We start from the raw sequence: 10,947 nt of genomic DNA on the forward strand, positions 1-10,947 counted from the left end.
TAGTGTAGTGCGTCCGTAAACCGAGCCGCTTAATTACGCCTCGAACCCGGCCGATCCGTAACGGCATCACGCTTGTCGAGCTTATCTTTCTCGTACACCAGCACCCCGTTGCGATTATACTCCTTATAAAGCACCGGCTCCTTTACCTCCGGGTCGTAGCCCGTTTCGCCGTACTGATACTCGTAGTGCCGCCGGTTGCGGAAGCCCCAATACTTGGCCCACTCCCCTACTTTCTTCCCGTTCTCAAACTGGCCATCCCAGTCCTTCTGACCATTCTCCAGAAAACGGGCGTATTCGCCCTCTAGCTTTCCGTTGTTATAAGGAATTATCTCCTTGATTTTTGTGCGCTCAGCATCGTAATACGTAATTTCAGCGTCGCGCGGGAATCCTTTCTCGTAGTGAATCTTGCTGAGCAGAATACCTTCCCGATTGAAACGCTCCCAGCGCAGGTGCTTGGCTCCTATGGCAAAGTAGCCCGTCTCCACTATCTTGCCACCCTGCATTTTCTTGTATGGCCCGTGTAGCACTTTATTGTCGCCGGGATCTACGCCAGCTCTGTCCTGCACAATCCGGCCTTTACGCGCATCGAAATAATAGCGCGTGGGAACATACGGATCAGTGGGTTTGGGAGTGCGCATGTAATAAAACTGCTCCGTAATCTGGTTGCGCCCCTTTGCTCCCGACTTCACGTAGGCTTTCTTAATCGGCTCCCCGAGAAAGATATTCTTCTTCTTTTTTGGCTTGCGCTCGGCGGCTTTTTCCTTTGCCCGGGCTGCACGTGCCTCTTCTTTGCTAAGTATTACCTTCCGCGTGATCTTGCCACCAGTCGTGTCGCTATTCTGAACGAGCGAATCAGAGAGGGCACTTAGAGCCGGGTCATCGGCTTTGCTGTTAAATGAAACCGTTTTGCGAGTGCAGGCACCGGTAGCCAACCCAAGCAAAACCAGCAGAACAAGTGTAAAGCGAAAGAAGCGCATCGATTAAACAGGCAATATTCAAAGCCTCGAACGTAAATATAACCTGATTTGGTGCCCGGCTTAAATTTGCCCCCAAAGCTGCCTGAAAGAAGATTAGAATATTGAGCCTCACTAAAAACAAAACCCGCTGACTAGAGAGTCAACGGGTTTTGTACTACTTAAAACTACGTGTACTATTTAGTACTACTCGGCAGATAATAAATGGGTGCTGAGCTTTATAAAGGCAGTTAGCGCTTCGCCCTTCAACATATTCTGTGATAGCAAAGCCAAATCGAATGACTGACGCGCCAGTTTGAGAGCAGACTCTTCGTCGGCCTGCAATACCCGCTGCGTAATGGCGTGGTTGGCGTTTACGCTCACGGTATAGCTATCCGGCAACGAGCCGAACATGGCCATTCCGCCTCCACCGCCCGTGCGCTGCATATCCTTCATGCGGCGCATAAACTCAGGCATTGTAATGATTACGGGCGCTTCCTGCGGCGACAAAGCGTCTACCTGCACATGCATCTGCTCGTTGCTGATGGCTTTGGCGAACAGCTCCTGCAAGCGGGTTTTGTCGTCGTCGCTGAGCACGCTTGCAGTCGTTTCATCCTTCTCGATGAGCTTACCGATGGTATCAGCATCCACGCGCTTAAACGTGGTTTTTTCGAGTTTCTGCTCTAGCTGACCAATGAAATGAGAGTCGAGCACAGCTTCCAGTTGCAACACATCGTAGCCCCGATCCTGAGCGGCCACCACGTAGCCGTGTTGGGCTTCCGCATCGGTAGTGTACAGAATCACGAGCTGCTCGTTCTTGTCCTTCTGATTGGCCTGCACCGACTCTTGATACTCATTGAGGGTGAAGAATTTGCCCCCCACGTTCTGCACCAGCACAAAATCCTTAGCCTTCTCATAGAACTTCTCGTCCGACAGCATGCCGTACTTCACAAACAGGCCGATATCCGACCACTTTTGCTCGTAGCCAGTGCGGTCTTTCCGGAATAGCTCACCCAGCTTATCGGCTACTTTTTTGGTGATATAGGTGTTGATTTTGCGCACCGCCGCGTCGGCTTGCAGGAAGCTGCGCGACACGTTCAGGGGAATATCCGGCGAGTCGATTACGCCGTGCAGCAGCATCAGGAACTCGGGCACCACGTCTTTTACCTCGTCGGTAATAAATACCTGACGCGAGTACAGCTGAATTTTGTTGCGCTGAAATTGCAGCTCGTCCTTCACCTTTGGGAAGTAAAGAATACCCGTCAGGTTGAAGGGATAGTCTACATTAAGGTGAATCCAGAACAGCGGCGCCTCTGAGAAGGGGTACAATTCCTGATAGAACTTGGTATAATCTTCATCAGTCAGCTCAGCCGGCTGCTTGGTCCAGATAGGCTGGGTCTGGTTAATTACGGTGCCCTCGAACTCAATCTCGATGGGCAGGAACTTGCAATACTTCGTCAGGATGGTACGCAGGCGGGCTTCCTCCAAAAACTCGTCGGAATCGGCGGCTACGTGCAGCACTACGTCGGTGCCGCGCTCAGCTTTTTCGGTGGTTTCGAGGGTAAACTCTGTGCTGCCGTCGCAGGTCCAATGCGCGCCTTCCGTACCCTCTTTATACGACTGAGAGAAGATCTCAACCTGGTCGGCTACCATGAAAGCCGAGTAGAAACCCAGACCAAACTGACCGATAATCTGGTCTTTGGTGGCGGCATCTTTCTCTTTGTATTTTTCTACAAACTCGGTGGCACCGGAAAAAGCAATCTGGTTGATGTACTTCTTGATTTCCTCGCCCGTCATGCCGAGGCCACGGTCTGAGATGGTGATTTTGCGCGCCTCTTTGTCTAGGGTTACGCGCACTTTCAACTCGCCCAGTTCGCCTTTGAACTCGCCTAGTTGTGCCAGGCTTTTCAGTTTCTGAGTGGCGTCCACGGCGTTGGATACCAATTCGCGCAAAAAGATCTCGTGGTCGGAGTAGAGAAACTTCTTAATAATGGGGAAGATGTTCTCCGTGTGAATCGAGATACTACCTGTCTCTTGCATAGCGCCTTAAAAATGGATTCGTGAAATGAAAAGTGGACAGAATTGCAGGCTACAGCGAACCAGCTTTCCTGATGCAGCGGTTTTCAAAACCTGTTCCACGCTGCTCGTAGCTGCCAGTTTGACACTCATTCATTCACCAGGCCTTGAGTATTTTACAGCATGTGACGATGTAGTTTGACTTTGCAAGCAGCTTGTTTCGGCAGCAAGCGGTGTGCGTATTTGCTATCTATAGCCGCGCTTCATCTGGCTGGTCGGCAACAAAATTTTGTTGTTTTAGCAGACTTCACCTATCACAACCGATTGCACTTTCCTATCACAAACGCTTGCATAGTCTATAGTCAAATGCAGGTTACTTAATCGTTTGCGGAGTTGTACTTGAAGGATAACTTAGGAGAAATATTAGTTAAAACCAGACTTAACTAATAGCACAATTCTATTTATCCATCTACAATACCACAAACGCATGATGACACCCAGACCCTTACTTTTTCTCATCGGGCTACTCTTTAGCAGTTTAGCCCTGCACGGCCAGAACGCTCCCGTTGTGCTCCAGGCCGAGACGGGCGTAGTGCGGCAACCTGCTACGCCGCCTGCTATTACTTTTCTAACAGAAGCAAGTACAGGCACGGGCTTCGTTCGGGTAGCAGGCGACCTTGTTCGGGACTCAAACAACGGAGCCTCCAGCCCCAACGCCGACAGCCGGGTGGTTTCTTACACGGTTACGTTTCCCGGCCCCGGCGTTTATGACCTGTATGCCCGAGCACGCGTAGGTTCGGGGGGCTTTGATGATGACAGCTACTACCTGCCAAATTCCTTTGGCACACGCCCCGCCGCAGATGCTAGCCGCTGGGTAGTTGCCAACGGCCTGGCTGGCGGCGGCTACACCACCATCTCAGATATTGTATCTGCCGGCGGTCCTGGAGGAGCCAACAACACGTGGAGATGGTTCCGAATGTCGGCCTTCGGGGGCGGCACGTTCACGGTGCCAGCGGGAAACTTAACTCAAACGTTTGAAATTGGTAGCCGGGAAAACGGGCTCGACATCGACAAGTTTGTATTTGGCGCCTCGGGCGTGTTTTTCACGGTTGGCAACCTGGATAATGGGCAGCAGGGCTCTACTACGCCCCCACCGCCGCCTTTTGTGCCGCCCGGCCCCCGATTGCTACCGGCAAACCGAAGTTTGTAGGTGGAGCGCTCAGCAATTCTCAGGGAGTTAATTTCGACAAATACTGGAACCAAGTGGTGTCGGAGAACGACGGCAAATGGGGCAGCGTGGAAGCCACGCGGGACGTGATGAACTGGACGGGCCTCGACTTGGCCTACAACCAAGCCAAGAGCCAGAATGTACCGTTTCGGATGCACGTGCTGGTGTGGGGCAACCAACAGCCTGCCTGGATTGAAAATTTGCCCCCGCCGAGCAGCTGGAGGAAATAAAGGAGTGGTTTGCGGCCGTGGCACAGCGCTACCCCGATATTGCCTTCCTAGAAGTAGTAAACGAGCCCACCAACGACCCGCCCCTGAAGCGCAGCCCCACCGATCAGGGCAGCGGCAACTACATTGAGGCTTTGGGCGGCAATGGCGCTACCGGCTGGGATTGGGTAATTAACTCCTTTAAGCTGGCCCGCGAATATTTCCCCAATACACCGCTGATGATCAATGATTACAGCGTAGTGAATGTGACCAGCAATACTCAGCGCTACCTGGGCATTATTAATCTGCTCAAGCAGCAAAGCCTTATTGATGCGATTGGTATTCAGGGCCACGCTTTCTCCACTCGCGGAATTCCGGTGGCCACGCAAGTAAGCAACCTTAACTTACTGGCTACCACGGGGCTGCCGCTGTATGTTACGGAGTTTGATGTGGATGGCCTTCAGGATGACGTGCAGCTGGCTGAATACCAGCGCGTGTTTCCATTATTCTATGAGCATCCCGCCGTGAAGGGCATCACGCTTTGGGGCTACCGGCCGGGGCATTGGCGCACAGCTCAGGGCGCGTACATTGCCTTTGAGAATGGCGCCGAGCGGCCAGCCCTGAAGTGGCTGCGGCAGTATGTGCAAAGCACCAGCTTATCCACTATTACCACGGCTACAACCCTGTCTGCCACTACTTTCTGCGGGGGCAGCACGCTGTCGGTGCCGTTCAGCGTTGCGGGCGTAGTCGCGGCTAACCAGGCGTTTACAGCGGAGCTTTCTGATGCTACCGGCAGCTTTGCTAACCCCACGGCTATTGGTTCGGTTACAGCCTCAGCGGCGGGCAGCTACGCTGTGGCGGCTACTATTCCGGCTAACACGCCCGAAGGCACGCGCTACCGCATCAGGGTGACGAGCAGCAACCCCAGCGTACTGGGCAACGCTAACCGCACGAATCTGACCATCAATCCGGTGTTTACGGCCCCGGAACTGGTCGTGACGCCAGCCAATAATACCTACACGGGCGGCGTGCCCACCAATATTTACCTGGGCTACGGCCCGCAGAGCGTGACACTCACGGCTGCTGGTGGTGTGAGCTACAGTTGGAGCGGACCGGCTGGCCTGAGCAGCACCACCATCGCCAACCCCGTATTCACGGCTTCAACGGCCGGCGTTTACACGTTCGTTGTAACTATCACCAACGAATCGGGATGCACGGCGACGCAGCAGGTGACGATAACGGTGCTGGATGTACGATGCAGCAATAATCCAAACGCTGCAAAAGTGCTGGTATGCCTCAATGGCAAGGTAGTTTGCGTGGCTAAAAATGCTGTTCCTGCCCTGTTAACGTACTCCAAAGGTCTGGTGAGGCTTGGTGATTGTAGTGTTGGTACGAATACCGATCTGACGTCAGTAGCAGAAAAGCTCATTCGCTTGTTTGAAGCTTACCCCAATCCATTCAGTGGGCGTACCACCCTGCGCTTCCGCTCCACCGAATCGGGGCAGGCGCAGCTGCAAGTGTACAATCCGTTTGGGCAGCTTGTGGCCACTCCTTTCAACGGCCCAGCCGAGGCTGGCAGAGAATACGAGATTTCATTGGACGGCAGCTCTTTGCCCGAAGGCGTCTATACCGGCCGCCTGCTCACCAATGGTAAAGTGGAAACCATACGGTTGATGATTGTAAAATAATTGCTGACTTCTGACATCGTAGCACAGTAAAAAGGGCGGCTGAATTCAGCCGCCCTTTTTTATATTCTCCAGATTTGCAACATGCCAATGACGAATCAGCTATACAAATAGTGCATCCGCGCTACCTGGGGCTGGTTTTTTGGAAGCGGGACGTAAGGCAGCCACAACGCGGCGCAGTAGTCGTGCGGACAGTGTTTTCATAGTGTGGGTGGTAAGTGGGTGGTTTATATGTCTTTATACTACAAAGGTCGGCAGTTGTTGTGCCCTGAATGTTGCCGCCAGATTATGCTTTTGTTGTGTAGGTAGCTGGGGGCTTTTTAGGAGGCCGATTGCCATTCAGCCATCAACGCCAGCATATGGATGGGCGAGTTGGTTAACCAATCTAGGGCCGAGCTTGGGTCGGCAAAAAACTGCACATCGAAGCGGGTAATATGATGGCCAAGCCCCAGCAAACTCTCCACTACCATCTGGTTGTAAGTGGCTGCCGCAGGCACTACTACAGCTACCTGTTGCACTGAATGAGCCGCTATTCTCGGAAACCAACTAACGCCCACCCAAATCTGCTCTTTCATACTCAAGTCGGGCAATCCGTTCATGTCCACGAGCACCCGCTTGATCTGGTGAGTTTGCACCAACTCAGCTAAGTAGTTCATGGCCTGAGCAAAGCTGTGCAACGGGCTGCCACCGCACCATTGGTAGCGCAGCAGGCATAATGATTCATCGTACTGCACCCGCAGACAATCGATTTGAGCAAGTATCATCTTGAAAGTAAAAGCCAGAGGCTTTTTAAAATGCTAAAAGCAAAGCAACGACTATAAGTAGCGAATTGCTTGCCAGTAATTTGCGCTTAGCAGCGTAATGGCTTATTAATTTATGTATTAAGGTCAGAATATATAATTCATGAATTCAAACAAGATAATAGTTTCTTCTATATCCAGACAAATATTATATAGTCGGTATCTTTAATTCGTCTAAAAAACAGAGGAGAATATAAATTCAGATCGGTTCATCATATAGCCTCATAATTTTTGTGGTAAGCGCTATGCTTATCATTCATTTCAGACATCTTTTAACTGTCTGCAAATAGTTAATCGAGTGGTTTATCAACTACTTACCATTTTCCACGTACTTTTGCCTACCTGTTTCTGACACATTGTTGCAAATGCGGACTTTGCGTTCCCGTCTGGCTCTCCTGCTCCTGCTCTGCTTTACGCGGGTGCTACTGCCCGACGCGTGGATACTGGCGCTGCACCAACACGAGCACACGCTGGAGGAATCGGCGCAGGCCACCCGCCTTGATAAGTCGCAGGCCAAAGCCCTGCTGACGGTTCAGCACCAGCACTGCCAGGTCGATCATTTCTACCACATCCCCTTCCAGGCACCAGCGCCGCTGGAATTGCCATTCGTGGTATTCTATGCCCATACGGAGGCTGTGGGGGGCATTTTGGCTGAGGCGCACCGTAGTGTAGAGGTGGCCCGGCTGCGCGGGCCGCCCAGCCGAGCTTAACCCCTTTTTCCAGCCGCATTTCCGATGAATTTGCCCCCCAGGGGCAAATCTGCCCCTGCATTTTCCCGCCACGCGATCTGGTAGGGGCGCGGCTGCCGGTTCAGTTCATCCCGGTTTCCCTTTTTATGTTTTTTCTACTGCCAAGCCGCTTCCGGCTGCTGGCGCTGCTGTGGCTACTCAGTGGCCCGCAGACTGTGTGGGCGCAATCCGGCTGCATGCTTTCCTTGAGCGGCCGCCTGACCGACCATGAGTCGCGCCAACCTCTACCCGGTGCCACCGTCCGCCTGCTCGATACCGAAGACGTGGTGGCTTCCGATGCCAGCGGCAACTACCATCTGCACGTTTGTCCCGGCGTTTATCGTCTGCAAGTCAGCTTTTTGGGCTACGAGCCCGAAACGCTGGAAGTGCGGGTGAACGGGGCTGTAATTCGAGATTTTAAGCTGCATCCGTCGGCTGTGGCTTTACGCGGGGCACTGGTACAGGGTACTCGCGTGGCCGAGCAGCTGCCCCAGGCTACGGGCACCATCACGGGCCGCGAACTACAGCAAACGCGCGGGCAAAGTCTGGGCGAAGCGTTGCAAAAAGTAAGCGGCGTGACGGCCATTCAAACCGGACCCAGCATTTTCAAGCCCCTGATTCATGGCCTGCACTCCAACCGCGTGACGATTCTCAACAACGGCGTACGGCAGGAAGGGCAGCAGTGGGGCCAGGAGCACGGCCCTGAAATTGACCCGTTTATTGCTTCCCAGCTCACGGTAGTGAAGGGCGCGGCCAGCGTGCGCTACGGCTCCGATGCCATTGGGGGCGTGGTGCTGGTGCAGCCCAAGCCCCTGCGCGACTCCGCGGGCACGGGCGCTGAACTGCACCTGTTGGGTATGAGCAACAACGGCATGGGAGCCATTTCAGGGATGGTGGAAGGCAACGCGCACCGGCTGCCGGCCCTAAGCTGGCGGGTGCAGGGCACAGCCAAACGGGCCGGCACGGCGCGTGCCCCCGAGTATGTTATCCCGAATTCGGCTTTCGCGGAATACGACTTTTCGGGGGCCGTGGGCTGGCGCAAAGCCACTTACGGTGCCGAGGTGTTCGTCAGCCAGTTCAATACCAAGCTGGGTATTTTGCCGGATTCTCACCTGGGTAATCAAGGCGACTTTGACACGGCCGTGGGGCGAGGGCGCCCGTTGGTACCGCAGGATTTCTCCTACGACATCGAGCGACCTTACCAGCAGGTGCGCCACGATTTGCTCAAGCTCTCGGGCTTTGTACGCACGGGCACGGCGGGCCGCCTCACCACTACGCTGGCCCACCAGACCGACGTGCGCGACGAGTATGACCGCTACCGCCCGCGCAACGACAACCGCGCCCGCCTCGACCGTCCCGAGCTGAGCTATACCAACCGGACCACCACCGCCGACCTAGTCTGGGAGCATAAACCGCTCGGCAATCTTACGGGCAGCGTGGGCCTGAGCGGCACGTATCAAAGCAACCGCTACGATGGGCGGCCCTTCATTCCCTTCTATACCAATAAGGTGGGGGGCATTTTTCTGATTGAGCGCTGGCGCCACAAGCAATGGCAGCTCGAAGCAGGCCTGCGCCTCGACCGCCGCGATCTGGAAACCCAACGGGCCATTGGCAACTCCGGCAATTTCTACGTGGCCACCGACCAATTTCAGTACACGACGCCGGCGGCCTCGCTGGGGGCATTTTTGAGGCCGATCCGCACCTGACGCTGAGCGCCACCGGCAGCCTCACGCGCCGGGCCCCGGCTGCTAATGAGCGCTTCAGCAACGGCGTGCACAACGGCCGCTTTGATATCGGCTACGACGTAGATCGACCCAGCGGAGTACCGCCCCTGGGCCCCGAAACGGCCTGGCACACCGGCCTAACAGCTACCTGGCACAATAACCCCCGCTTCAACGGCGAGGTGAGCGTGTACCAGACCTACATTCAGAACTACATCTACCAGGTGCCGGTGCTGCCGCCTCCGCTCAATATTCGGGGCGTGGTGGCTACGTTCTTGTTTCAGCAGACTGATGCGCTGTATCGGGGCGCGGATCTGTCGGGTACTTATGCCCTTACGCCGCAGTGGCAGTTGGCTGGCAAAGCCGCCGTAGTGCGGGCCCGCGACCAGCGCCTCGATGACTACCTCATCTTCACCCCCGCCGACCGGGCCGAGTTAAGTCTACGCCACGACTGGCGCCCGCAGACGGGCAGCCGCTTCAGCCAACGCTACGTCCAGGTTGGTGCTTACGGCGTGGCCCGCCAGACTCGCGTGCCCACCGAAGTGCTTGACTACGCACTGCCGCCCGCCGGCTACGTGCTGCTGGGGGCCGAAATCGGGACGACGGTGCAACTCGGCGACTTACCGCTGGATGTGAGCCTGGCCGGTTCCAACCTCCTCAACCAAACCTACCGCGACTACCTTAACCGCTTCCGCTATTTCACCGCCGAGATGGGTCGCAACGTGACGCTGCGCCTGCGGGTGCCACTGGATTTCAACAAAAAGCCCCCTGAGGCCCAATTCTAAAATTTTAAACTCACTTCAACCCTTTTAAAATCTTGGTTCATGAAAAACAATTTGTTTAATAAATCGCTGATCGGCCTACTTGTGGCGGCACCTTTCTTTGTTTCCTGCGACGACGACAGCGACGGCCCAACGCCGGACGAAAGCAACGAGCAAATCACGACCGTGCGCTACGTGCTGACTCCTACTACCGGCACCAGCGCGCCCGTGACGGTGGAATACCGCGACCCAGACGGCGACGGTGGCACTGCCCCCACCATCGGCAACCTGACATTAGCGCCCAATACTACCTACACTGGCCGCCTGACCTTATTGGACGAAACAAAAAGCCCTGCTGAGGACATCACTTCCGAGATTCAGGACGAGAGCGACGAGCACCTCTTCGTGTTCACGCCCACTGGCACCAACGTGACGGTTACCATCACCGACCGCGACGCCAAAAACTTACCGATCGGGCTCCAAACGCAAGTAGTGACAGGCGCTGCCAACGCCACCGGCACCACCGGCAGTCTGCGCGTGGTATTGCGTCATCAGCCCGAAGGCAAGGATGGCACCCCCACGCCCGGCGATACCGATGTGGAAGTAAGTTTCCCTACCGCCGTGCGCTAAAGGAGTTTCAGGCGTAGGGAAGGGAAGCCGGCTGCAAACGGCCTCCCACTATTTTCTCCTGGTTTGGTTTTGGAGAATCTGGGGAAGACACCGGTCATTGATCGGTGTTTTCTTTTGTAGTCCCAGGCTCCAATCTAGCAATCATTTGCGGCGCGATGTAGCGTAAAAAACGACCGGAACGAGACACAAAATAAAAGTTCGCGTACGGTTCCCTACTCC

The 10,947-nt window shown here is 54.9% G+C and carries 10 protein-coding genes; 7 read left to right on the forward strand and 3 right to left on the reverse strand.

The window, feature by feature from the left end; all coding sequences use genetic code 11:
- Positions 1–29 precede the first annotated feature (29 nt).
- Together H9L05_RS05425 and htpG are read right to left on the reverse strand one after the other, a co-directional pair.
- Entirely contained in the window at positions 30–977 is a 948-nt protein-coding gene (locus H9L05_RS05425; protein WP_187733325.1) for a toxin-antitoxin system YwqK family antitoxin, read from the reverse strand.
- Positions 978–1,160: 183 nt separating this feature from the next.
- Positions 1,161–2,993, reverse strand: coding sequence for a molecular chaperone HtpG (gene htpG / locus H9L05_RS05430; protein WP_187733326.1), 1,833 nt, complete (start codon positions 2,991–2,993; stop codon positions 1,161–1,163).
- Positions 2,994–3,456: 463 nt separating this feature from the next.
- On the opposite strand from htpG, the gene H9L05_RS05435 reads away from it, so the two are divergent.
- Genes H9L05_RS05435 through H9L05_RS24830 form a run of 3 tightly spaced genes read left to right on the forward strand, consistent with a single transcriptional unit; the run spans position 3,457 to position 6,091 of the window.
- Positions 3,457–4,179, forward strand: coding sequence for a hypothetical protein (locus H9L05_RS05435; RefSeq protein ID WP_187733327.1), 723 nt, complete (start codon positions 3,457–3,459; stop codon positions 4,177–4,179).
- Positions 4,152–4,427: an endo-1,4-beta-xylanase gene (locus tag H9L05_RS24825; RefSeq protein WP_262892685.1), complete on the forward strand. Its 276-nt coding sequence runs from the start codon at positions 4,152–4,154 to the stop codon at positions 4,425–4,427. The genes H9L05_RS05435 and H9L05_RS24825 overlap by 28 nt, the downstream gene beginning before the upstream one ends.
- 17 nt (positions 4,428–4,444) lie before the next feature.
- Positions 4,445–6,091, forward strand: coding sequence for an endo-1,4-beta-xylanase (locus tag H9L05_RS24830; protein WP_262892629.1), 1,647 nt, complete (start codon positions 4,445–4,447; stop codon positions 6,089–6,091).
- Between the two features lie 317 nt (positions 6,092–6,408).
- Here the strand turns inward: H9L05_RS24830 and H9L05_RS05445 are convergent, their stop codons facing one another.
- Entirely contained in the window at positions 6,409–6,852 is a 444-nt protein-coding gene (locus tag H9L05_RS05445; protein ID WP_187733328.1) for a hypothetical protein, read from the reverse strand.
- Between the two features lie 410 nt (positions 6,853–7,262).
- Between H9L05_RS05445 and H9L05_RS05450 the strand changes: the two genes are divergently transcribed.
- The 4 genes from H9L05_RS05450 (at position 7,263) to H9L05_RS05465 (ending at position 10,728) form a co-directional block, all read left to right on the forward strand.
- Positions 7,263–7,598, forward strand: a complete 336-nt coding sequence (locus H9L05_RS05450) for a hypothetical protein (RefSeq protein ID WP_187733329.1) — start codon at positions 7,263–7,265, stop codon at positions 7,596–7,598.
- A gap of 125 nt (positions 7,599–7,723) precedes the next feature.
- Positions 7,724–9,322, forward strand: a complete 1,599-nt coding sequence (locus tag H9L05_RS05455; protein ID WP_187733330.1) for a TonB-dependent receptor — start codon at positions 7,724–7,726, stop codon at positions 9,320–9,322.
- Positions 9,323–9,324: 2 nt separating this feature from the next.
- A complete protein-coding gene (locus H9L05_RS05460; RefSeq protein ID WP_262892686.1) occupies positions 9,325–10,122 on the forward strand; it encodes a TonB-dependent receptor domain-containing protein in 798 nt (265 codons plus the stop codon).
- A 39-nt stretch (positions 10,123–10,161) separates the two neighbouring features.
- Positions 10,162–10,728: a hypothetical protein gene (locus H9L05_RS05465; protein WP_187733331.1), complete on the forward strand. Its 567-nt coding sequence runs from the start codon at positions 10,162–10,164 to the stop codon at positions 10,726–10,728.
- Positions 10,729–10,947 lie beyond the last annotated feature (219 nt).

Source organism: Hymenobacter qilianensis, from assembly GCF_014489555.1.
In the GTDB taxonomy this organism is placed as follows: domain Bacteria; phylum Bacteroidota; class Bacteroidia; order Cytophagales; family Hymenobacteraceae; genus Hymenobacter; species Hymenobacter qilianensis.

What these genes read in the sequence shown, in the direction of transcription:
- H9L05_RS05435 (WP_187733327.1), top strand. Translation starts at nt 3,457, where the DNA reads ATGATGACACCCAGACCCTTACTTTTTCTCATCGGGCTACTCTTTAGC.
- H9L05_RS05425 (WP_187733325.1), bottom strand. Translation starts at nt 977, where the DNA reads ATGCGCTTCTTTCGCTTTACACTTGTTCTGCTGGTTTTGCTTGGGTTG.
- H9L05_RS05445 (WP_187733328.1), bottom strand. Translation starts at nt 6,852, where the DNA reads ATGATACTTGCTCAAATCGATTGTCTGCGGGTGCAGTACGATGAATCA.
- H9L05_RS05465 (WP_187733331.1), top strand. Translation starts at nt 10,162, where the DNA reads ATGAAAAACAATTTGTTTAATAAATCGCTGATCGGCCTACTTGTGGCG.
- htpG (WP_187733326.1), bottom strand. Translation starts at nt 2,993, where the DNA reads ATGCAAGAGACAGGTAGTATCTCGATTCACACGGAGAACATCTTCCCC.
- H9L05_RS05455 (WP_187733330.1), top strand. Translation starts at nt 7,724, where the DNA reads ATGTTTTTTCTACTGCCAAGCCGCTTCCGGCTGCTGGCGCTGCTGTGG.